Source organism: Aestuariibaculum sediminum (assembly GCF_014596945.1).
Lineage (GTDB): Bacteria > Bacteroidota > Bacteroidia > Flavobacteriales > Flavobacteriaceae > Aestuariibaculum > Aestuariibaculum sediminum.
The window spans coordinates 1043242-1066929 of the sequence record NZ_JACVXB010000001.1; the positions used below are offsets into that span (position 1 = coordinate 1043242).

Annotated in this window: 17 protein-coding genes; 6 read left to right on the forward strand and 11 right to left on the reverse strand. The window is 34.8% G+C overall.

All coding sequences use genetic code 11. The annotated features are described in order from the left end of the window. Positions 1 to 27: 27 nt before the first annotated feature. From ICJ83_RS04825 to ICJ83_RS04835, 3 genes are all read right to left on the reverse strand, one after another. Positions 28 to 1866: a GNAT family N-acyltransferase gene (locus ICJ83_RS04825; protein ID WP_188229209.1), complete on the reverse strand. Its 1839-nt coding sequence runs from the start codon at positions 1864 to 1866 to the stop codon at positions 28 to 30. Positions 1867 to 1973: 107 nt separating this feature from the next. After that, positions 1974 to 3230, reverse strand: coding sequence for an aspartate kinase (locus ICJ83_RS04830; protein WP_188229210.1), 1257 nt, complete (start codon positions 3228 to 3230; stop codon positions 1974 to 1976). A 1-nt stretch (position 3231) separates the two neighbouring features. Beyond that, on the reverse strand, positions 3232 to 3711 hold the full coding sequence (locus tag ICJ83_RS04835; protein WP_188229211.1) for a GNAT family N-acetyltransferase: 480 nt from the start codon (positions 3709 to 3711) through the stop codon (positions 3232 to 3234). A 121-nt stretch (positions 3712 to 3832) separates the two neighbouring features. On the opposite strand from ICJ83_RS04835, the gene fbp reads away from it, so the two are divergent. Continuing rightward, the gene (gene fbp / locus ICJ83_RS04840; RefSeq protein ID WP_188229212.1) at positions 3833 to 4837 is read left to right on the forward strand and encodes a class 1 fructose-bisphosphatase; all 1005 of its coding nucleotides are present in this window, start codon (positions 3833 to 3835) and stop codon (positions 4835 to 4837) included. Between the two features lie 341 nt (positions 4838 to 5178). Continuing rightward, positions 5179 to 6534: a toxin-antitoxin system YwqK family antitoxin gene (locus ICJ83_RS04845; RefSeq protein ID WP_188229213.1), complete on the forward strand. Its 1356-nt coding sequence runs from the start codon at positions 5179 to 5181 to the stop codon at positions 6532 to 6534. Positions 6535 to 6604: 70 nt separating this feature from the next. Here the strand turns inward: ICJ83_RS04845 and ICJ83_RS04850 are convergent, their stop codons facing one another. From ICJ83_RS04850 to gltB, 8 genes are all read right to left on the reverse strand, one after another. After that, complete coding sequence (locus ICJ83_RS04850; protein ID WP_188229214.1) at positions 6605 to 8458, reverse strand: SulP family inorganic anion transporter; 1854 nt, start codon at positions 8456 to 8458, stop codon at positions 6605 to 6607. A 101-nt stretch (positions 8459 to 8559) separates the two neighbouring features. Beyond that, positions 8560 to 9219, reverse strand: coding sequence for a DUF2490 domain-containing protein (locus ICJ83_RS04855; RefSeq protein ID WP_188229215.1), 660 nt, complete (start codon positions 9217 to 9219; stop codon positions 8560 to 8562). 23 nt (positions 9220 to 9242) lie between these two features. Next, complete coding sequence (locus ICJ83_RS04860) at positions 9243 to 9872, reverse strand: carbonic anhydrase family protein (RefSeq protein WP_188229216.1); 630 nt, start codon at positions 9870 to 9872, stop codon at positions 9243 to 9245. A gap of 66 nt (positions 9873 to 9938) precedes the next feature. Further along, the gene (locus tag ICJ83_RS04865) at positions 9939 to 10730 is read right to left on the reverse strand and encodes a universal stress protein (protein WP_188229217.1); all 792 of its coding nucleotides are present in this window, start codon (positions 10728 to 10730) and stop codon (positions 9939 to 9941) included. Positions 10731 to 10735: 5 nt separating this feature from the next. Further along, positions 10736 to 12328 carry a SulP family inorganic anion transporter gene (locus ICJ83_RS04870; RefSeq protein WP_188229218.1) on the reverse strand — a complete coding sequence of 531 codons (1593 nt, stop codon included), beginning with the start codon at positions 12326 to 12328 and terminating at the stop codon, positions 10736 to 10738. 95 nt (positions 12329 to 12423) lie between these two features. Then, complete coding sequence (locus ICJ83_RS04875) at positions 12424 to 12720, reverse strand: hypothetical protein (RefSeq protein ID WP_188229219.1); 297 nt, start codon at positions 12718 to 12720, stop codon at positions 12424 to 12426. Positions 12721 to 12915: 195 nt separating this feature from the next. Then, complete coding sequence (locus ICJ83_RS04880) at positions 12916 to 14379, reverse strand: glutamate synthase subunit beta (RefSeq protein WP_188229220.1); 1464 nt, start codon at positions 14377 to 14379, stop codon at positions 12916 to 12918. 5 nt (positions 14380 to 14384) lie between these two features. Beyond that, positions 14385 to 18899: a glutamate synthase large subunit gene (gene gltB / locus ICJ83_RS04885; RefSeq protein WP_223154589.1), complete on the reverse strand. Its 4515-nt coding sequence runs from the start codon at positions 18897 to 18899 to the stop codon at positions 14385 to 14387. 464 nt (positions 18900 to 19363) lie between these two features. Here gltB and ICJ83_RS04890 point away from each other — a divergent pair, with 464 nt between their 5' ends. From ICJ83_RS04890 to ICJ83_RS04905, 4 genes are all read left to right on the forward strand, one after another. Further along, a complete protein-coding gene (locus ICJ83_RS04890) occupies positions 19364 to 20359 on the forward strand; it encodes an outer membrane beta-barrel protein (protein ID WP_188229221.1) in 996 nt (331 codons plus the stop codon). Between the two features lie 110 nt (positions 20360 to 20469). Further along, positions 20470 to 21759, forward strand: a complete 1290-nt coding sequence (locus tag ICJ83_RS04895; protein ID WP_188229222.1) for an ammonium transporter — start codon at positions 20470 to 20472, stop codon at positions 21757 to 21759. Positions 21760 to 21910: 151 nt separating this feature from the next. Next, positions 21911 to 22249, forward strand: a complete 339-nt coding sequence (locus ICJ83_RS04900) for a P-II family nitrogen regulator (protein WP_188229223.1) — start codon at positions 21911 to 21913, stop codon at positions 22247 to 22249. Positions 22250 to 22281: 32 nt separating this feature from the next. Beyond that, positions 22282 to 23517, forward strand: coding sequence for an ammonium transporter (locus tag ICJ83_RS04905; RefSeq protein ID WP_188229224.1), 1236 nt, complete (start codon positions 22282 to 22284; stop codon positions 23515 to 23517). The last annotated feature ends 171 nt before the right edge of the window (positions 23518 to 23688 follow it).

A 23688-nucleotide genomic window follows, 5' to 3' on the forward strand; every position in this document is an offset into this window, starting at 1 on the left:
AATTATCAATATAAAAAAGAGCAATTATTAATTGCTCTCATTATCGTTGTTTCCCATAAACTTTCGTTCTAGTTCGGCTTGAAATTCTTCCATAACAGGTTTAACTGTAGATTCGGGTAAATCGGCTATTTTAATATACATCAAGCCGTCAACCGAGTTGTTAAATAGCGGGTCGACATTAAAAGCGACCAGTCGTGCATTTTGTTTAATGTATTTTTTAAGTAAAACAGGTAAACGTAATGCGCCTGGTTCTACTTCATCAATTATTTTATCAAATTTATTCAAATCGGCTTCGGTTTCATCGAATACGAAATCTTTATCGGCATCCTTTAGTTTTACCTTGAATTCTTTTTTAGGTCGAACATATTGAGCAATATAAGGATCGTAATAATGCGATTTCATAAACTCAATCATTAATGATTTTGAGAAGTTTGAAAACTGATTACTGATACTTACACCACCAATTAGATATTTATGTTCTGGATAACGTAAGGTGATATGAACAATACCTTTCCAAAGTAGGAATAAAGGCATTGGTTTTTGTTGGTACTCTTTAATTATGAAGGCGCGACCCATTTCAATGGATTGACTCATCATCTTAAATAATTCGGGCTCAAATCGAAATAAATCTTGTAAATAAAATCCGTTGATACCGTATTTTTCAAATATTTGAGCACCTAGACCCATGCGATAAGCCCCTACAATTACTTCGGCCTCATTATCCCACAAGAACATGTGATGGTAATAGGTGTCGAAATTATCTAAATCGATTGATTCGTTTGTTCCTTCACCAACTTCACGAAAAGTAATTTCTCGTAAGCGACCAATTTCTCTTAAAATGCTTGGAATTTTAATGGGTTCTGCTAAAAACACTTCGTAATTTTTACTTTGTAGTAAACGAGCATCTTGATCTCTTAAATTGTTCACCTCTTCTGTCATTAATGCCTTATCAACAGGAGTTACAATGTTTTTAGGAAGTTTTGACGCTTTTAAAGTAGATGAAATATTGTCTAATATTTTCGATTTGTTTTCGAAGGCATTAGACAGCATATAGGTTTTACGTCTTAAAAATTCTGAAAATTCCTCTAGCGAAGTGTGTTCTTTTTGATCGGCTACCGAAATAGGTCTGCCAATGCGTACTTTTATAGTGCGGCGTTTTTGTGTAAGTAATTCCGAAGGTAATTTGGCTGTTCTAAGGGTATCACTAATTTTAGATAGCTTGTAAAATAATTTACTGTTTTTAGCATGAAAATAAATTGGCACGACGGGTACTTCGGCTTTTTTAACAAGTTTCATGGCGGCTTCTTCCCAAGGGCGATCTACAACCAATTTACCATCGCGGTAAGTCGAAACTTCTCCGGCAGGGAAAATACCCAGCGGATGCCCTTCACGTAAATGAAGAATAGCATTTTTAAATCCAGCAATGCTTGATTTTGCGTCTTTACGATTTTCAAAAGGGTTTACAGGCATTATGAAGGGCTTTAAAGGCTCTATTCTATGCAATAAAAAATTAGCTATAATTTTAAAATCTTTGCGTTGTTCTAGCATTAATTTTAAGAGAAGAATGCCATCTATACCACCCAACGGATGGTTAGATACAGTAATATATGCACCGTCTTTAGGCAAGCGTTTTAAATCTTCTTCGGGGATTTCGAATTTTATTTTAAAATCATCTAAAATGGCATCTAAAAATGGTAGCTCATTTAAGTGTTTGTTGCGATTATATATTCTATTTAGGGTAGAAATTTTCAGAACTTTCATAAGTAACCAGCCTAAAAATGTACCTATAAAACCATACTTGTCTACGTGGATAACTTTAGCGACTTCTTTGGCTGTGACTAACCCCGTGTTTTGTTGCTTGCTCATGTGTGTAAATGTACTAAAATGTTTATTTACTCAGTAGTTGAGATTAAAAATACTCCCAGTTTAAACTAATTATTATTGTTGTTTATTGTGTCTTACCAAATTAGCAATTAAGCTTGTTTACTTACTATTTGTACAGTTTCTTGGGTTAATTGTTTTAATAACACGGTTTTATCGGATTCAATTTGTTTAATGGCTTCTTCATTATAATGGCGAATTGTATAAAGTGATACGTTTTTATAAAAAGTTACTTTAAACTTTGCTTTTAAATGATGCAGTAGTTTTTCTATGTTATCATAATTATCATCAACACAAACCGAAAAACTAATAGCTGAGTTTTGAATTACATCCACTTTCATTTTATATAAATGAAGTAAATTAAAAATGTCACTAATGTTTTCTTCAACGATATACGAGAAATCTAGAGAGGATAATGAAATTAGTATCTGATTTTTTTTAACAATAAAACAAGGCACCAGAGGATCTAAGGTTACATCTTTACCAATGCATGTGCCTGGTTTTTCAGGATGTAAAAACGATTTAACATATAAAGGAATCTCTTTTGATTGTAGAGGTTGTATGGTTTTAGGGTGTATAACTGAAGCGCCATAAAAAGCCAGTTCTATGGTTTCGCGATAACTAATATTATTCAACAATTGTGCATTTTCAAAATACCGAGGATCGGCATTTAACACTCCAGGAACGTCTTTCCATATTGTTACGCTAATGGCGTTTAAAGAGTAGGCGTATATTGCAGCAGTATAATCGCTGCCTTCTCGACCTAGGGTAGTTGTAAAGTTATTATCATCACTTCCTAAAAAGCCTTGCGTTATATTTAAAACTTGTTGATTAACACCTGATTTAATTAATTGTTGTGTGCGGTCCCAATTTACATAAGCTCTTCTGTAATAGTTATCAGTTTTAATTTGATTTCGAACATCGATCCATTGATTTTTTATACCAATGGCGTTTAAATATTCACTTACAATAGTAGTAGATACAAGTTCTCCGAAACCAACAATCTGATCGTAAACAAAGTTGTAATCTGGTGATTTATTGTGTTTAAAAAATGTCTTTAATTCATCAAAAAAAGAGGATACTTTAGTGTAAACCTGATGGTTCTCATTCTCAAAAAGGGTGAGTAAAATTTCGTTGTGATATTTTATAACTTCTTGAATTGAACTTTGTAATTCGGCTTTATTATCAAAATAGTTTTTTACAACTATTTCCAGACTATTGGTTGTTTTTCCCATAGCCGATATTACAATCAAGGTATTTTTATATCCGGTTTGCTGTAAAACCGAAGCTAAATTTTTAACACCTTCAGCATCTTTAACCGATGCACCACCAAATTTAAAAACCTGCATGTTACAAACTAGATATATAATCTTTTATGCCTTGTTCTCCTAAATGGACAACATTCCAATCGCGTAAAACCTGTGCGCCTTTCTTTTCGTAAAGGTTGATTGCTGGAGTATTCCAGTCTAATACTTCCCAGTTAATTCTTCTTACACCAAGGCTATGACCTAGTTTCACGACTTCGTCGAGTAATGCTGTTCCTATGCCAAAACCACGCATGGATTCATCAACAACTAGGTCTTCAAGGTGTAATATTTTACCTTTCCAGGTAGAATAGCGATGAAACATGATAGCTGTGCCTTGTACTAAGCCTTCTACTTCGGCAACCAGGCATATAAAAGCTGGATTATCTTTAAATCCGTCGTTTTCTAAATCTTTTAGTGTAACTTCTACAGCGTCAGGTTCTTTCTCAAATACAGCAAGCTGATTTATTAGTTCCAACACCCTTGACATATCTTCTTTTTTAGCTTTTCTAATTGTAAAATTCATAATATTTAATAATTATTTCAAAGATAGTTTAAACTTAAATAATCAATGGGGCTTTATCTTACGAAATCGTTGTAGTTAAGTAAAAAATAATAGATATTTGTATAAAACAAACCTTCATTCTATGGCTCATAAAAAACAAACTCTGGGAGAATTTATTATTGAAAATCAAGCTTCATTTAAATATTCTTCCGGTGAGTTGTCTAGTTTACTTAATTCATTACGTTTAGCGGCAAAAATAGTAAATCATGAAGTTAATAAAGCTGGATTGGTTGATATTATAGGTGCTGCAGGAGATACAAACATTCAAGGCGAAGATCAGCAAAAATTAGATGTTTACGCCAACGATAAATTTATTCAAACGCTAACCAAACGAAATATCGTTTGTGGTATTGCAAGTGAAGAAGAGGACGATTTTATAACGATAAACAGCATCGACGAAAATCACGGTAATAAATATGTCGTGTTAATAGATCCTTTAGATGGCTCGTCGAATATTGATGTGAATGTTTCTGTTGGAACGATATTTTCAATTTACCGACGTGTAACACCAGTTGGATCGCCAGTAACCATTGATGATTTTTTACAAAAAGGAAGCAAGCAAGTCGCAGCCGGATATATTGTCTACGGAACGTCTACCATGTTAGTTTATACAACGGGAGATGGCGTTAATGGGTTTACTTTAAACCCTGCAATAGGTTCTTTTTATTTGTCGCATCCCGATATGATGTTTCCTGAAGATGGTAATATTTATTCGGTAAACGAGGGGAACTATATACAGTTTCCTCAAGGTATAAAGGATTATATAAAATATTGTCAGATGGATGAAGGGGACCGACCGTATACTTCTAGATATATTGGTTCTTTAGTTTCTGATTTTCATCGAAATATGATAAAGGGCGGGATTTATATGTACCCACAAAGTTCTAAAAACCCTAAGGGAAAATTACGTTTATTATATGAGTGCAATCCTATGGCATTTTTAGCAGAACAGGCCAACGGTAAGGCTAGCGATGGTTTTAACCGTATTTTAGATATTGAACCCACCGAATTGCATGAGCGTGTTCCATTTATTTGTGGAAGCAAGAATATGGTTGATAAATGTGAAGAATTTATGAAAAACCAATAAATTATTGATTTTAAATTGGTAAAAAAAGCGTGCTATCTGGCACGCTTTTTTTTTGATATTTGGTTATTAACAATTACGGATAAATCAATATTTTCTGTAGGTTAATTTTCTATATTTAACATTTTTTAATTGTCCGTAAAGCCTATTAAATGCTAGTGATGCGTTGTTTCGAATTAATTTCGGAATTTCATAATATTAATAATCTGAAACTTACTATAATCCCATGGTTTATCTAACAGCAATCGTGTGTCATCCCTTTTTTGTTAATGAGTTACACATGTGAAAATGATCATGTCGATAAATAGAATTCAATAATCTAAAACCATCCTAATCTAAAACAAATGAAGAATAAATTGCTATTCGTGTTTGCGATAATATTGATATGCAGTCTCACATATGCACAAGAACATAAAGCATATTATCCTGATAAAACCTTAAAAGAAATAGGCGCATACGAGAATGGTGAAGCTACTGGCGAATGGCGATATTATCATGAAAATGGAAAATTGAGTGAAATGGGCAAATTTGAAAGCGGACAAAAAATTGGGGTTTGGAAAACATATCGCAAAACTGGGACATTAAAATTTACCAGAACTTATAATCAGGGAGTCTTAACAGGAGCTTGGAAATACCACTATGAAAATGGACAATTGGCAAAAATTGGAGCCTACCACAATGATGAAGCTACTGGAGACTGGAAATATTTTCATATGAATGGAAAATTGAGTAATAGTGGCAAATTTGAAAACGGACTAAAAATAGGAAGATGGAATTCGTATTTTGAAAATGGGGAATTAAGAGAAACCAGAAATTATATCAATGGAAGATATAGTGGAGCATTTAAATCATTTTACGAAAATGGACAATTGGCAAAAATAGGAGCCTACCAGAACAATGAAGCTACTGGAGCATGGAAATCGTATTATGAAAACGGACAATTAAAACAAATAGGTACATGTGTCAATGGAAAACCATCAGGTGTTTGGAAACATTATCATGAAAATGGCCAATTAAAATGTACTGAGAATTATGTTGGAGGAATTCTAACAAGAGAGTATCAATCCTTTTATGAAAACGGAAAACTAAATGAGATTGGTGAATTTGAGAACGGAGAAAGAATTGGAACCTGGAAAAAATATCATGACAATGGCCAATTAGAGTTTGCTGTAGTTTACGATAATGGAAAACGAATTGGAGAAGTAAAAGTATATTTCGATACAGGGGAATTAAGACATATTATGGCCTTTGATAAAGGAAAGAAAACAGGAATTTGGAAAGCATTTAATCGTAAAGGCCAATTAAAACAAATTGGAGCCTATAAAAATGGTATAGAAGTCGGGATTCATAAAGAATTTTACGACAATGGGAATTTATTAGCTATTAAAGACTATTCTAATGAAAAAGGTATAGCCGAATCGAAAGTATATAGGAAAAGTGGGGAATTGTGGCAAGTAGGAAAATATATTAATAATAAACCAACTGGTGAATGGAAAATTTATCATCGAAATAATAGGATTTATCAAATAAGAATATGGAAAGATGGTAAATTTATGAATATCATAGTATGTGTGGACAATAAAGGTAATAGACTGGATAAGGGTACTTTATCTCATGGAAATGGCACTGTAAATTATTATGATGAAAACGGAAATTTAACTGAAACAAAAAATTATGTTGATGGAGTATTAAAAAAATAAATTGAAATTTTTGAGTTAAAACCTTAAATATAGGAGTATATCACAAAGAGTTTAAAGTTTAATATTGAGTTTATCCTCCCGCTTTTATAGCTTGTATACAGTCATCGAAAGTTTCGAAAATATGTTCAAACGGAATTAAATCTGGAATAATATCAATACGTTCCATCATATATTTAGGCTGTGGTAATAAATCTACAAAGTAAACCGTGATATTATTTTTGCTTAAATCCTGTAATACGTCTTCCATGGCATAAAGTCCAGATTGGTCTATGTATTGCATACGATCTAATCTGATAATAACTTTAGAGGCCGTGGATGGAATTTGATTAGCAACATTTTGAAAATTACTGGTTGAGCCGAAAAATAAAGGGCCTTTAACATGCTTAATAAATACATCGGCTTTTAGTTTCTCCGGGAAGTTTGCCTCGTCTTTCCAAGCGGGTTCTTGTTTTAAAGGAATAACTTCAGAGCGTTCTCCGGTTAAGTCGCCAATTTTTTTCATAAACATTAATGAAGCTATAACAAGTCCAATGCCTACGGCGTATACTAAATTCCAAAATGATGACAGTAATAAAACCGTAAGCATCACCATTACTTCAGCACTAAATTTTAAAGGGCCTATTTTAATGTCCTTAGGTAAGCTAGGAATGGCTTTGAGTCCTTTATAATCCATAACACCAATACCAACTGTAATTAAAATACCAGCAAGCACTGCAGCAGGAATTTTTGAAGCAATGGGCCCCAGGCCAATTAAAATTATAAACAGCATAAGCCCTGCAATCATGCCTGATAATTTTGTTTTTCCACCTGAATTGATATTTACTACCGTTCTAATAGTTGCACCAGCACCAGGAATTCCGCCGAAAAGAGCGGCTATACTGTTGCCAATACCTTGGCCAATAAGTTCTTTGTTTGGTTGATGTTTTGTTTTGGTCATATTATCGGCTACCACACTGGTAAGTAAAGAATCTATGGCACCTAATAGCGAAAGGGTTAAGGCAGTAAAAATATAGGGCGTTATGTTTTTTAAGCTAAATTCTGTAAATATGTCCAGGTTAATTTGTGGTAAGCCACTCGGTATTTCTTCAATAGGTCTGTAATTTAACCCCAAAGCTAAAGCAGCTCCCGAAACAACAACCAAAGCTACTAATGTACTGGGTATTTTAGTAGTTATTTTTTTGAAGCCGTAAATAATAATGATCGTTATAATAGAAAGCGAAAGTTCTAGCCAATTGATGTGACTTAATGCTCTGGGTAATATTTTTAAGGTGCCGAGTACTCCTGAAGCTTCATTTTTTGCTAAAGTTTTCGATTCCTTCAAAATTTCGGCTTCGGTGATATGTTGCGCACGAGTTATGGTTTCTTTAAAATCCTCAAGAACTAAAATCCCCTCGCCAGCTTCTTCTTTTAAAATATTTTCTAATATTAATTCTTCAGCTTGAGGTTTAAACTGGTTTACATAGTTTTGGTCTTCCTTAGGATAATATCCTATTGAAGGCAGTATTTGAGTCACTAAAATGATAACGCCAATAGCAGTCATAAAACCTGAAACTACAGGGTAAGGGATATATTTTATATAGCGACCTAATCCCAATATACCCAAAACAATTTGCATGAAACCAGAAAGAAGAAAAACAGTTAATATTGCGGGAAGCGCCTTGTTTACATCGCCGTCATTAACGGCTATAATTCCAGCAATAATAACCATACTTACTGCTGTCATAGGGGCTGTGGGACCCGAAATTTGTGTATTGGTCCCTCCAAATAAAGCGGCGAAAAAACTCAAGAAAATAGCACCATAAAGTCCGGCACTAGGGCCTAAACCAGAAGAAACTCCAAATGCCAATGCGAGCGGTAATGCTACAATGCCGGCAGTAATACCTCCAAAGGCATCACCTTTAATATTTGAAAGGAGTTTTTTCATGTTTAGCTGGTTGTTTTTACTAAAGTTACTTGATATTATTCAATTAAAAAAGCCATTATACGGAATAATGGCTTTAGTAAAAATACGTAAAACAGTGTTTTTTAAAAGTTTACAAAGGCTAAAATATTAAATTGATCACGTCCCGAAGTTTCAAAAAACTGATTCATATATCCAGCTTCAAGTTTGATGTTTTTACTTAGTTTATAACCTAGTCCACCATATAATCGGTTTCGGTCAAAGATGGAACTTTTAGTATTTAAAAATATTTCGTTATAAGTTGAAAAATAACACTTTCCGGTTTTGGTAAAAGGAACATTAAGACCTAAAAAATAACGAAAACGCATTTTAAAATCACTTTCAACAAAGCGCTGTTCAAAACGATAACGATGGCTTAAGGCCACGCGGCCTATGTTTTGCTTGGAAATGAATTGTTGAAATATGCGATGCTCATTGATGTTTATTTTGTCATTAGTATTTCCTCCTGTATAATTTTCCGAAAGGATGTAGCCGTAGCCCAGTAAAACGTTGTTTTTACCTTCGTTAAAGGTGTAACCTAATCCAGTTCGAAGTAACAATTGTTCTAAGTCACCAATAGCATTATAATTACGGTATTGTACCTCGTGGTGAAGGTCCCATTTAGAATTTATTTTTTTGTTTCCAATATAAATTAGCCAGTTGCCAAAGTTACTGTCTTGGGCTTGTATAAAAAAAGGTAGTGTTAGCATAAATGCTAACACTACCATGCTCGTTTTCTTTTTCATACTAAGTTTTAATAAATTATATTTTACTCGTAAAAGGTTACCGAACCATCGTTAATATCGTACATAGCGCCTACAATTTTGATATCACCATTGTCTTCCATTTCCTTTAAAACAGGACTTTCTTTTCGAATACGATTTATGGTCAATTCAACATTTTTCTGCGATACGTGATCTACAAATTCTACATTTTTAGAATTTCTTAAACTTGCGTCTGAAGGTTCTGTTACACTTTCTACAGCTGGTTTAATTTTAGCTAACATACCTGTTAAGTTTCCTAGTTTGGCATCGTCACAGGCTCCTTTTACTGCGCCACAACTGGTGTGACCCAGTACTACGATAAGTTTGGTACCTGCCAGTTTACAGGCAAATTCCATACTTCCTAAAATATCCTCATTAACAAAGTTTCCTGCAATGCGAACACTGAAAATATCGCCCAAACCTTGATCGAAAACCAATTCTGCTGAGACTCTTGAGTCAATACAACTTAAAATGGTTGCAAATGGAAATTGTCCGTCACTTGTATCGTTAACCTGTTCTAATAAGTTACGATTAGCCTTTAAATTGTTTTGAAACCTCTTGTTGCCTTCCTTGAGGAATTGCAATGACTTTTCTGGGGTCATTGTGGCTTGGGTTTCTTTAGTATGTGCTTTCATTATGATGTTTTTTTATTATTAATATTTTTTTAAATACCGATGCTCAATAAACGTATAACGATTGATTCAAGAAATGAATAACGAAACATTCAGTTTATTGGCTAGTTCCGAAATATCTTGATGACTGGCGGATTTTCCGTTCACGTTGTTTTCATTTCTATTTATCATTAAGAGAGTTACATTGCTTTTTAATAAATAATTAGAAAGTGTATTAAGTGAATCGTCGCTTTGCTCGAAAATAAATTCAACGACATCTGAATTAACAGATTCACTTAATTTATCGAATTTGTTAACTATTTTAAAGGATTTAATAGGTTTCTCACTATGGTTTTGTAACACCAATTCAGTAAGGTTACGTTTTCTATCTTCATTTCGGTTGAAAAAACCTAAAATTATAGGTTCATTGGGTAACATAGGTGTTTGTGTATCAACCACTAAAATTGGACCTTGGTGTTGTTTTAAAATAAATTCAGTAACCTTATCACCTGTTAAATTTAATAGTTTCGATTTACGTTTTCCAATAACTATAATATCGGGATTATGAGCTTTTAGATAATTTTTTATTTCCTGTTTTAATGCTCCTACCGAAAAACTAAAATCTATTGGAATATGAAATGTCTCTGTTAGTGTTTTTAATAATTTTTTTATTGTATTATTGGCTGTTGTATATTCTTTATTAATTTCTCGAATAGCTGACAATTGATTTTCTTTTGTGACAACATCTGTTGGTTTTTTTACACAAAAGAGACTGAGCGAGCCTTGTGTCATATTAGCTAAGCTAATGGCACTTTTTAAAGTAGTGTTAACAGAATCGTTAAGCTCTGAAAGCACTAATATTTTTGGCTTAGAACGCTCCATAATGTTTAACTTAAACTTATGTCCGATTTCGGTCTTTCGTTAAAGAAATGAATAAAACTAGCTGGGTTTTCAACTACCCCTCGTTTTGAAACTAGCTTAATATCGATATTCCTTTCTTCTGCTTTATATAAAAAATCTTCTAAAATTTCTATAATATCATTATCAAGGTATCTTGTTTTGATAAGGTTTATTTCTAAATAGGTGTCTCTTGGAAGGTTATCTAATTCTTTTAAAATAGCACCTTTATTGAAGAAGGTTACCTCTTCGGCAAGGGTCATTTTTATTTTATGCTTCCCATTGCTTTTGTCTTCAATATGAAGGAAATGTGAGTTTTGGTAGCTTTTTAAAAGCACCACAACAATACCAACTAATAATCCTAAGCTAATACCTATTAATAAATCTGTAAAAATAATACCTAATACGGTAGTGATAAATGGCAACCATTGTTTCCAACCTAATTTGTACATCGTTTTAAAAAGTTGTGGTTTAGCTAATTTGTAACCAACAACTAATAAAATTGCTGCTAATACAGATAGAGGAATTAAGTTTAATAACCGCGGAATTAATATCACTGAAATTAATAGAAAGAAACCATGAATAATTGCTGATAATTTTGATTTTCCTCCAGATTGAATATTGGCTGAACTTCTTACAATAACCTGAGTAATAGGTAGTCCACCAATTAAACCGGAAATAATATTTCCTGTACCCTGAGCCAGTAATTCACGATTGGTTGGTGTAACGTTTTTATCTGGGTCTAATTTGTCTGTTGCTTCAACACACAATAGTGTTTCTAAACTTGCTACTAATGCCATGGTAAAGGCAACTACCCAAACTTCAGTATTTGTTATTACAGAAAAGTTTGGAAAACTAAATTGATTTAAGAAAGATGTGGTGTCCTCTGGAACAGGTACACTTACAAGGTGTTGGTTTAATATTGCCAAACTGCCAGAGTTTGCTGTGATTACAACATAAATTATACCCAAAACTACTGCAACTAAAGGCCCTTGAATAACCTGAAAGAATTTTGCTTTTTTCGATAAAACTTTATCCCACAACAGGATAATACCTAAACCAATTAATCCAATGATCATTGATCCAACCTGAATGTTATCTACTATGTGTATAATAGCTGAAAATGTATTTTCTCCTGAAGTTTCAAAAAAACTATCAGCACCCTCAGGCTCTGCATCGTAACCAAAAAAGTGAGGTATTTGTTTTAAAATTATAATAATACCAATTCCTGTAAGCATGCCTTTAATTACCGATGAAGGGAAATAGTAACCAATGACTCCCGCTTTTAAAACACCAAAAACAATTTGAATAATTCCGGCAATGACTACAGCTACTAAAAAGTTTTGATACCCTCCAAGTGCACCAATAGAGGTTAATACAATGGCCGCTAAACCGGCTGCTGGGCCACTTACGCCAATTTTCGACCCACTTAAACTTCCAACCACAATACCGCCAACTATACCGGCGATTAATCCTGAAAATAATGGCGCTCCACTGGCTAAGGCAATACCTAAACAAAGGGGTAGTGCAACAAAAAATACGACGATACTTGCGGGTAAATCGTTTCTTAAAGTTTTAAACATATCAAAAAAATAGATTTTTAATTCAACAATTAAGCTGAACAATTATAATTATTAAAAGTAAATAGATGGCTATAAAATTAGCCTTAAAAATAGAATTAAGATATGGACTTTTCCGGAGGCGGAAAAACTAAATTTAAATGAGGTTTTGAATATGTTTTAAATCGATAGGAAAAAAATTGAAGGTCTGAAATTGAAAAATTGGTCAGAGCATCATGTGTTTGTAAGGAAAAAGGAGAATCTAAACTTTTGGATTTTCCATTTTCTTCTTCTTCAGTCATAGAATAAAATACAGAAGTGTCAATTGAATCATCTAAAACAATAATAACCGATGGCGCTGTAATTAACGCCAGAAACAAGGTGGTAAAGAAAATTGCAATTGCTCTTTTAATCATTTAAAACAGTTTGGTCTATAACAAATATAATATTATACACGACTATTTGAGTATAATAATCGGAAAAATGCGTAAAAAAGCTTTGATTTTTAAGAATATTTAAAATGTATATGTTAAAAATTAAAAATCATTTAATTGAAAATCCCCATGAACCGAAGTGCATGGGGATTTCTTAGTATAGTATGTTGCTAATTATTAAAGCGCAACCAAATCGCCGCTCATATCTTTACTTGGTAAATCTGATTTACCCATTAAATATAAGTCAACTTGTCTAGCGGCTTCTCTACCTTCAGAAATTGCCCAAACGATTAATGATTGTCCGCGTCGCATATCGCCTGCTGTAAATACATTTGGAATATTAGTTTGATATTTTCCGTATTCAGCTTTATAATTAGACCGGGCATCGGTTTCAATACCTAATTGCTCTGCTATGGTTGCTTCAGGTCCTGTAAAACCTAGAGCTAACAATGCTAAATCACAAGGCCAGGTTTTTTCAGTTCCCGGAATTTCTATTAACTGCGGGCGTTCACCTGGAACCATTTTCCATTCAACATTTACTGTTTTTAAAGCCGTTAATTTACCATGCTCATCTGTAACGAATTCTTTGGTGTTAATTAACCAGTTTCTTTCCACACCTTCTTCATGAGAAGATGATGTTTTTAACTGTAATGGCCAGAAAGGCCAAGGTGTTGTTGGCGAACGGTGTCCCGGTGGTTTTGGCATAATCTCGAAGTTTACAACCGATTTAGCACCGTGACGATTAGATGTACCAATACAGTCTGAACCTGTATCGCCACCACCAATAACGATAACGTGTTTATCGGTAGCCATAACCTGGTCTTTAACCTCTTTACCAAATAATACTTTGGTTTGCTGGGTTAAAAAGTCCATAGCTTGTACAACACCATCAGCTTCAATACCTGGTGTTGGTAAACTACGTCTTTGGGTAGCACCTCCACAAAGCACAACAGCATCAAAATCTTTTAAGTTTTTAACGTCGTAGTTAACTCCTACATTTACGTTAGTTTCAAAGTTGATACCTTCGGCTTTTAAAATAGCTATTCGACGATCAATTATTTCTTTTTCCAATTTAAAGTTTGGAATACCATAACGCAATAAACCTCCAACTTCATCATCGCGTTCAAAAACGGTTACGGTATGACCAGCTCTATTTAATTGCTGAGCAGCAGCTAAACCTGCTGGACCTGATCCTACAACGGCAATCGTTTTTCCTGTTCTTGTTTTAGGAGGTTGTGGTTTAATCCAGCCTTCCTGAAAGGCACGTTCTACAATATTTTTTTCAATATTTTCGATGGAAACCGGGTCTTCAATAATTCCTAATACACATGATTTTTCGCAAGGTGCAGGACATAATCGGCCTGTGAATTCAGGAAAATTATTTGTGGAATGCAATAGCCATGAAGCTTTTTGCCATTCACCCTGATGCACCATATGGTTAAAATCCGGAATTAGGTTCCCAAGTGGGCAGCCGCTATGGCAAAACGGTATACCGCAATCCATACAGCGCGATCCCTGCTTAGTAATTTCGGCTTCACTTAAAGGTACTGTAAATTCTTTATAATGTTGTACACGGTCTTTTACAGGCGTGTAGTTTTCATCTTGTCTCTCAAATTCTTTAAATCCTGTTACTTTTCCCATGACAATTATGCTATTTCTAATTCTTCTACCATTTGTTCTTCAGTCTCTAAACGTTTAAGTGCACGTTTGTATTCCGTAGGCATTACTTTTACAAAGTTAGCTAAACTGTTATCCCAGTCTTCCAGTAATATTTTCCCTTTGTTACTATCGGTGTAAGCTACATGTTTTTGAATCATTGCTTTTAAATCGGATTGATCTTCTGTTGTCAATGTTTCAAATTCAATCGTTTCAGTGTTACATAATCCGTTAACGAATTTATTTTCAGGATCGTATACGTAGGCAATACCACCACTCATACCTGCAGCAAAGTTTCTTCCTGTTTTTCCTAAAACAACTACCCGACCTCCGGTCATATATTCGCAACAGTGATCGCCAACACCTTCAACAACGGCTCTAGCGCCAGAGTTTCTTACTGCGAAACGTTCTCCTGCAATACCATTGATATAGGCTTCGCCTTCAATTGCCCCAAATAAACAAACATTACCAACTATAATGTTGTTTTCGGCAATAAAGTCGGCTTTCGCTGGTTTTTGCACGATTAATTTAGCTCCAGACAATCCTTTGCCTAAATAATCGTTGGTGTTTCCTTCTAATTTAAAAGTTAAACCATGAGCACCAAAGGCTCCGAAACTTTGTCCAGCAGATCCTTTAAAGCTAATATTTAATGTATCTTCCGGAAGACCTAAATGTCCATATATTTTAGAGATTTCGTTACTTACAATAGCACCCACCGTACGATCGGTATTGTGAATTGGGTAAGCTAAATCCATTTTTTCTTTTCTATATAGTGCTCTGTGAGAGTCTTTTAATATAGTGAAATCTAAAACTTCATCTAGGTTGTGGTCTTGTTTTTCTGTATTTCTAACCGTCATTTTGCTGTATGCTTCCGGTCTGTGCAGAATAGCAGATAAATCTAAACCTTTTGCTTTATAATGTGAAATGGCTTTATTGGCATTAATTTTATGCGTTTGACCTACCATTTCGGCAAGTGTTCTAAAACCTAATTGAGCCATAATTGCTCTTAACTCTTCAGCTACATAGTAGAAGAAATTAATAACATGCTCCGGTGTGCCTTTAAAGTTTTTACGTAATTCTTTGTCTTGAGTAGCTATACCAACAGGACAAGTATTTAAGTGACACTTACGCATCATTATACATCCTGAAGCTACCAGTGGTGCCGTTGCAAAACCAAATTCTTCAGCACCTAATAAGGCAGCGATAGCGACATCGCGTCCAGTTTTTAACTGGCCATCACATTCAACAACAATACGGCTACGTAAGTTGTTAAGCACTAAAGTTTGTTGTGCTTCGGCTAAACCTAATTCCCAAGGTAAACCAGCATGTTTTAGAGAGGTTAAAGGTGAGGCTCCGGTTCCACCATCGTAGCCAGATATTAATACAACATCGGCTTTAGCTTTTGCCACACCAGCAGCAATAGTTCCTACACCTACTTCGGATACTAATTTCACATTAATACGAGCCTCACGATTTGCATTTTTTAAGTCGAAAATAAGCTGTGCTAAATCTTCGATCGAATAAATATCATGATGCGGTGGTGGTGAAATTAACCCAACAAATGGTGTTGAATTACGTGCAGCGGCAATCCATGGTAATACTTTTTCACCAGGTAATTGTCCACCTTCACCCGGTTTAGCACCCTGGGCCATTTTAATTTGAATCTCCTTGGCATTAGTTAAATAGTGCGATGTAACCCCAAATCGACCAGAGGCCACCTGTTTAATGGCTGAGTTACGACTATCGCCATTAACATCCGGGTGGAAACGTTTTCTATCTTCTCCTCCTTCACCAGAATTGGATTTACCTCCAATACGATTCATGGCAATGGCTAAGTTTTCATGTGCTTCTCTGGAAATGGATCCATACGACATGGCTCCCGTTTTAAAACGTTTAACGATGTCTGTCCATGGCTCTACTTCCTCAATTGGAATAGGGTCTAAATTATCAAACTCGAATAAACCGCGAATGGTCATTAAGTTTTCGGCCTGTTCGTTTATAGCTTTCGAATAAACATCGTAGCTTTTTTGGTCGCTTAAACGAACGGCTTGCTGTAATTTAGCAACTGTTGTTGGATTAAACATATGGCGTTCTCCGTTACGTCTCCAGCGGTAGTCTCCTCCAATATTTAAGCTTAATTTTTTATCGATAGAGTTATCAGGATAAGCTTGCTTATAACGCTCGTTGATTTCTTTTTCAATTTCGTAAAGTCCGATACCTTCAATTCTTGAAGCAGTGTATGGGAAGTATTTTTCAACGAATTGCGAGTTAAAGCCTACTATTTCAAAAATTTGAGAACCTCGGTAAGAATGTAATGTTGAGATTCCAATTTTATTCATAATCTTTAAAAGACCTTTCCCAATAGCTTTATTGAAGTTCTCGACGGCTTTATCTTCGTTCATGCCTTCAATAAATCCTTCCTTAACTTGCATTCTAATAATTTCGTTAACCATATATGGGTTAATTGCACTAGCGCCATAACCAAATAAGGTAGCAAAATGATGCGGTTCACGTGGTTCTGCAGATTCGATTATAATATCGAAATACGAACGCTTACGTAAACGGTTCATTTGATGGTTAACATAGGAACAAGCTAATAATGCAGGAATAGGAGCAAAATCTTTATTTACACCACGGTCTGATAAAATAATGATATTTGTACCGCGATCTAAGGCTTTAGTGATTTGAATAATAATGTCTTCTAAAGCATTTTCTAAACCATTAAGTCCTTCCTTTTTTGGGTATAGGATATGAATAGTTTCTGCTTTAAATCCTTCAACCGAAATGGTTCTTATTTTCTCTAAATCAGCATTAGAAATTACAGGGTTTTGAATGCGTAATTTGCGACATTGTCTTTCGGTAATACTGAAAATATTACGGTCTTTCCCTAAGTTTAGGGCAATATCGGTTACAATTTCTTCGCGAATACCATCTAATGGTGGGTTGGTAACCTGCGCGAATAATTGTTTAAAATAATTTGAAATAAGTTGAGGTCGGTCTGATAACACGGCTAATGGCGTGTCGATTCCCATCGAACCTAAAGCTTCTTTACCAGCTACGGCCATTGGGGTAATAACCTCTTGTATGTCTTCGAACGTGTAATTAAATAAACGTTGTCTCGTTTTAATGTCTATGGTCTCTATCGGACAGGTTTCGTTGGTATATGGTACATCTCTTAAATGTAGTCTGGTTTTATCCAGCCATTCTTGGTAAGGACGTTCTGAAACAATTTTATTTTTAATTTCTTCATCACTTACAATGCGCCCTTCATTCATATCAACCAAGAACATTTTTCCTGGCTCTAAACGTCCGTGCTCTTTAATGTCGTCTGGTTCGATATCTACAACGCCTACTTCCGATGACATGATTAATTTGCCGCTTTTTGTAACTGTGTATCTCGATGGTCTTAATCCGTTACGATCTAGAAGTGCTCCAATGTAATCACCATCGGTAAACGGTACAGAGGCTGGTCCATCCCACGGCTCCATAATACATGCGTTATATTCGTAGAACGCTTTGCGTTCCGGCGACATGGTTTTATGTTTTTCCCAGGCTTCAGGAATCATCATCATCATGATTTCTGGTAAAGATCTTCCGGTGTGCGTTAATAATTCAACGACCATATCCATTGATGCTGAATCGGATTTTCCTGGTAAGATTATCGGGAATAATTTATCGATTTGTGGCCCGAATACATCACTTTTCATAATTTCTTCACGAACACGCATTCTACTTACGTTTCCGCGAAGGGTATTTATCTCTCCATTCTGACACATAAAACGGAATGGTTGTGCCAGTTCCCATGTAGGCATCGTGTTGGTTGAGAAACGCTGGTGTACTAAAGCAAGGCGGGTTACTAAATCGATTTGTTGTAAATCGGTGTAGTAAGGACCAATATCCTCAGGCATAATAATGCCTTTGTAAATCAAGGTTGTTGTAGATAAACTAGGTACGTAAAAATAGCTACTTTCAGATATTTTCGACGTTCTTACAGTATGCTCTGTTATTTTTCGAGCGGCAAATAATTTAGCTTTAAATGTGTCTTCGGTAATTTCTTCCGATTTACCAATGAAAAGTTGCTCTATATTAGGTTCTGAAGCTAAGGCAATTTCTCCAAGTTGAGATGAATCTACAGGTACTTTTCTCCATCCTAAAATAGTAAGACCTTGAGCTTTAATTTCTTTTTCAAATATGTCTTTACAAAATTTATATTGATTGGTGTTTTTTGGTAAAAAAACCATACCAACGGCATATTCTCTTTGTTCTGGTAAATTAAAGTCGCACACACGTTTAAAATAATCGTGTGGAATATCAATTAACAAACCGGCACCATCACCAGTTTTTCCATCGGCACTAACGCCTCCTCTATGTTCTAGTTTTACAAGAATTTCTAAAGCATCGTGGATGATTTGATTTGTTTTTTCACCTTTCAGGTTACAAATAAAACCAGCCCCACAATTTTCGTGTTCAAACTCGGGTAAATACATTCCTTGTTTCTTCAGCATAATCAACAAATATTTTGGTTTTGAATAGTGAGTTAATAAGCGAATATATGTATAGATTTTAAATTAAAATAATGGGCATTTCATTATTTCGATATTAGGAGAGAAGTGAAGTTAAAAATAATTATATATCAATAAATATGAAATTTTTTAATAAATACTCAAAGCACTTTTATTAGTGTTTAATTGAGATTACTGAAATTATTTTAAAGAAAAATTTGATTAATCGAATTAAACACACAAAAACAGGTTAAAAATTGATGATAATTCAATCTGCCGTGTTGTTAATTATTAAAAAAATCAAAAAAATAAATGAGTACCCTCAAAAAAAATGGGATAAAATTATAATATCTATAAAAGTTTTAGTTGTACCCCCTTTTTTTATGGGGGTTAATATTTTTTAACATAGTTTTACGACGTTCTTAAGGAAAAATTAACCAAAAAATTAATAACTAAAATTAAACATTATGAAAAAATTACTTACTCTGTCTATGCTATTTGCAGCTACGGCGTTATTTGCTCAAGAGGGATCAAAACTTAGTATTAGTGGTTCTGTTGATGCATATTACCAAACGTATATAACTGCTCCCGATAACGAAGGGCAATCTTTCGGAACTGCATTCGCAGGACAATCAGGATTCGCATTAGGTATGGGGAACATTATTGCTAGCTACGAAGGAGAAAAAGTAGGTGCGGTTCTTGACTTAGTTACTGGGCCAAGAGGAGCAGGTGCAACTTTCAACACAGATATAGTAGACGGCATTGTAAATCAAGCTTATGTTTACTGGAATGTATCAGAAAGCACTACTTTAACTATGGGACGATGGAATACCTTTTTAGGGTATGAAGTTATCGCTCCAGCAGCAAACTTTAACTACAGCTGTTCGTATTTATTCTCTAACGGACCTTTCTCTCATATGGGATTAAAAGCTGATTTTGCACTTTCTGATGACTTTAGTTTAATGTTAGCAATCACTAATCCATGGGATACTAACGATATTTCTATGACAGGAGAATATGCTCTTGGGGCGCAATTAGGTGCTTATGGGCAATTTCTTAACTTATATTACGACAGCGGTGAGCACGGAGGTTTAGGTTTTGAAATCGACTATACTGGTGGTTTCGATTTATCTGAAGCATTCTATTTAGGAATCAACGCTGCTTATAACGATAATGATGGTTCTGGTTTTTACGGAGCTGCTTTATATCCTCAAATTGCAACAAGCGATGCTTTTAGTGTAGGTTTAAGAGGAGAGTATTTTGGATTACACGGTGATGCTAATCCAGACGAAGAAAGTGTTTTAGCACTTACTTTAACTGGAAGCTATACGCTTGAAAACTTAATCATCAAGCCAGAGATAAGATTAGATTCTTGGAGTGATGCTATGCCATATGTTGATAACGATGGTGTTGCTACCGATAACCTAGCTGCTTTCACCTTAGCTGCAATCTACTCATTCTAATTTGAGTTTATGCACAAAAATTAAAATAAACTATATAAAAGGAGAGTGAAGTATTACTAACTAACCAACGTACTTTGCTCTCCAATTCTAATCTCTAAAAATTATATAATATGTCTTTATTAAACATGCCTTTAATGATTCAGGATACCGCTGCTATAGAGGGCGATATGGGAATGATGTGGATGCTTATTTCGGGTATCCTAGTATTTTTTATGCAAGCAGGATTCTTTTTGGTTGAGTCAGGAATGACCGATTCTAAGAATGCGGTTAATATTGCAATGAAAAACTTTCTTGACATTGCTGTAGGTTCCTTAGCATTCTGGTTTATTGGATATTCGTTAATGTACGGAGCCGATGTTTCAGGTGGAGGATTTTTCCACTGGGGAGGATTTATTTTTTCTCAAGGCGCTGCCGATTTATTCTTCCAAACTGTATTTGCCGCAACAGCTGCAACGATTGTATCTGGAGCTATAGCAGGAAGAACAAAATATACAACTTATGCTATCTTTAGTATTGTATTAACTGCATTTATTTACCCAATCGCTGGTGGTTGGGAATGGAATGGCGGTTGGTTAAACGCTGAATGGATGCCAGCTGAATTTATTGATTTTGCAGGATCTTCTATTGTTCACTCTGTTGGAGGATGGGCTGCTTTAGTTGCTGCTTGGATGGTTGGACCTAGAATTGGAAAATTCTTAAATGGTAAGCCAATCGAAATGCACGGACACAACCAAATGTATGCTACTTTAGGTGTATTTATCCTTTGGTTAGGATGGTTTGGATTTAATGGTGGTTCTCAATTAGCTTGGGGTGGCGACGATGCTACCGCTGCATCTCAGGTAGTATTAGTAACAAACTTAGCTGCTGCAGCTGGTGCATTAAGTGCCTTATTATTTACTTGGATTAAAAACGGAAAGCCAAATTTAAGTATGACCTTAAATGGTGCTCTTGCTGGTTTAGTAAGTATTACTGCTGGTTGTGGTAATATGAGCGAAGGTGGAGCTGTTTTAGCAGGTTTAATAGGTGGTATTCTAGTAGTATTATCTATCGGTTTTGTTGAAAGTAAAATGAAAATCGATGATGCTGTAGGTGCTATTTCAGTTCATGGTGTTGCTGGTGCTTGGGGGACTTTAGTAATTGGTCTTTGGGGTATCGATGGCGATACTGGTATTGGAATCTTTAACGGTGGTGGTGTAGCTCAATTGGCTGCTCAAGCTATTGGAGTTGTTGCATACGCTGTTTGGGCTTTAGCTTTATCGTTTGTTTTCTTATATGCTTTAAAGAAAATATGTGGATTACGAGTTACTGAAGCTGAAGAAATCGCAGGTCTTGATATTTCTGAGCACGGAACTATCGCTTACCCAGGTAAGAGACAAAGAGAAATGGATCAAGCTTCTTAATTAGAAATTTGATATAAAAATAATTTAATTATAAGAGTTTTGTAAGATGCCTTGTGTTAACAGGGCATCTTTTTAACTGTTACAAAGCATTGTAATGTATGGGAAAATTTATTTTTCTAAATTTAACTAACTAAATTAAAAATAGGATATTATGAAGAAAATTGAAGCAATTATTAGAAAGTCTAAGTTTCGCTCAGTAAAAGAGGCGTTACACGAAGTAGGCGTTAACTTCTTTTCTTACTGGGATGTTACTGGTATAGGAAATGAAAAAGAAGGACACGTTTATAGAGGGATAAGTTACAGTACGTCCGATATACAACGTAGGTATTTGTCAATTGTTGTTAATGATGATTTTGAGGAGGCTACCATTAAAGCTATTCTCGGTTCGGCAGGAACAGGAGAAGTAGGTGATGGAAAAATCTTTGTTTCAGATATTACAGAATGTTACAGAATACGAACAGGAGAAAAAGGAGGAGAAACATTAAAATAAATCATCTTAAATAGATAAAATAAATAACAATAATGGAATTACTTACTACAAATAATGTATGGATGATGATCTGTACAGCACTGGTTTTTTTTATGCACCTTGGGTTTGCATGTTTAGAAATTGGTTTAACACGACAAAAAAATACTATAAACATATTATTTAAAAACATATTTATTATTACAGTTGGATTATTACTGTATTGCCTTGTAGGCTTTAACTTAATGTATCCTGGTTTTACTGAAGATTCTTTAGGGTTATTAGGATTCGCAGGTTTCGGATTAGATTCGCCATTAACAGCCGAAGGCGCTTTAGATTTAACTTATAACGAAGGATATACTTACTGGACCGATTTCTTATTTCAAGGTATGTTTGCCGCTACCGCAGCAACTATAGTGTCTGGAGCAGTGGCAGAGCGTATTAAAATTGTGCCTTTCATGATTTTTACCGTGATTTATGTTGGTTTAATTTATCCAATAGCAGGCTCTTGGAAATGGGGTGGTGGATTTTTAGATGATATGGGATTCTATGATTTCGCTGGTTCTACATTAGTGCACTCTGTAGGAGGATGGGCAGCAGTAGTTGCTGTTTGTTTATTAGGGTCAAGAATTGGAAAATTTAAAGATGGCAAGCCACAAGCGATACCAGGACACAATATACCTTTAGCTACAGCTGGGGTACTTATTCTTTGGTTAGGATGGTTTGGGTTTAATGGAGGTTCTGTGCTTTCAGCGGATCCAGAATTAACTTCTGTAGTTTTAGTTACCACATGTTTAGCTGCAGCCGCAGGAGGTGTTGTTTCCATGCTTGTTTCTACAGCTATGTATAAAAACTTAGATTTAACCATGTTCTTAAACGGAATTTTGGGGGGATTAGTTGGAATTACTGCTGGTGCCGATGTGGTTTCTCCAACAAGTGCTATTATTATTGGTGCCGTTGCTGGTGCTTTAATCGTATTAGCGGTTAGTTTTGTTGATAATGTATTAAAGTTAGATGACCCTGTTGGAGCTATTGCAGTTCACCTGGTATGTGGTATCTGGGGGACTCTGGCAGTTGGTATTTTCTCAACAAATCCAGAACATAGCTTTATCACTCAATTAATTGGTGTGCTTTGCTATGCTGCTATTTGTATTGTATCATCTTTTATTATCATTTATGTATTGAAGAAAACTGTTGGTATAAGAGTTTCTGAAAAAGAAGAACTTGAAGGTTTAGATGGTCACGAGCACGGTATGGATGCTTATCCTGACTTCAGACTAAATGAGCATTAGTAAATAAGAATTTTAGTTAGTTTTAGAAAAGGAAGTTTTGTTTATATGCAGAACTTCCTTTTTTTATGATTCTTAATAATGATTTATGCAAACATCGATAATTGAATAGCTTGTTTGTTAGAGCAACTGAATGCTAACTTAATTACATAAAGTATTGAAACAAAAAAAAAA

Bases quoted from the DNA above. Each gene is read 5' to 3' on its own strand.
- ICJ83_RS04830 (WP_188229210.1), bottom strand. From the start codon at position 3,230: ATGCAGGTTTTTAAATTTGGTGGTGCATCGGTTAAAGATGCTGAAGGT.
- ICJ83_RS04880 (WP_188229220.1), bottom strand. From the start codon at position 14,379: ATGGGAAAAGTAACAGGATTTAAAGAATTTGAGAGACAAGATGAAAAC.
- ICJ83_RS04855 (WP_188229215.1), bottom strand. From the start codon at position 9,219: ATGAAAAAGAAAACGAGCATGGTAGTGTTAGCATTTATGCTAACACTA.
- ICJ83_RS04895 (WP_188229222.1), top strand. From the start codon at position 20,470: ATGTCTTTATTAAACATGCCTTTAATGATTCAGGATACCGCTGCTATA.
- ICJ83_RS04905 (WP_188229224.1), top strand. From the start codon at position 22,282: ATGGAATTACTTACTACAAATAATGTATGGATGATGATCTGTACAGCA.
- ICJ83_RS04900 (WP_188229223.1), top strand. From the start codon at position 21,911: ATGAAGAAAATTGAAGCAATTATTAGAAAGTCTAAGTTTCGCTCAGTA.
- ICJ83_RS04850 (WP_188229214.1), bottom strand. From the start codon at position 8,458: ATGAAAAAACTCCTTTCAAATATTAAAGGTGATGCCTTTGGAGGTATT.
- ICJ83_RS04875 (WP_188229219.1), bottom strand. From the start codon at position 12,720: ATGATTAAAAGAGCAATTGCAATTTTCTTTACCACCTTGTTTCTGGCG.
- ICJ83_RS04890 (WP_188229221.1), top strand. From the start codon at position 19,364: ATGAAAAAATTACTTACTCTGTCTATGCTATTTGCAGCTACGGCGTTA.
- ICJ83_RS04860 (WP_188229216.1), bottom strand. From the start codon at position 9,872: ATGAAAGCACATACTAAAGAAACCCAAGCCACAATGACCCCAGAAAAG.
- gltB (WP_223154589.1), bottom strand. From the start codon at position 18,899: ATGCTGAAGAAACAAGGAATGTATTTACCCGAGTTTGAACACGAAAAT.
- ICJ83_RS04825 (WP_188229209.1), bottom strand. From the start codon at position 1,866: ATGAGCAAGCAACAAAACACGGGGTTAGTCACAGCCAAAGAAGTCGCT.
- ICJ83_RS04870 (WP_188229218.1), bottom strand. From the start codon at position 12,328: ATGTTTAAAACTTTAAGAAACGATTTACCCGCAAGTATCGTCGTATTT.
- ICJ83_RS04865 (WP_188229217.1), bottom strand. From the start codon at position 10,730: ATGGAGCGTTCTAAGCCAAAAATATTAGTGCTTTCAGAGCTTAACGAT.
- ICJ83_RS04845 (WP_188229213.1), top strand. From the start codon at position 5,179: ATGAAGAATAAATTGCTATTCGTGTTTGCGATAATATTGATATGCAGT.
- fbp (WP_188229212.1), top strand. From the start codon at position 3,833: ATGGCTCATAAAAAACAAACTCTGGGAGAATTTATTATTGAAAATCAA.
- ICJ83_RS04835 (WP_188229211.1), bottom strand. From the start codon at position 3,711: ATGAATTTTACAATTAGAAAAGCTAAAAAAGAAGATATGTCAAGGGTG.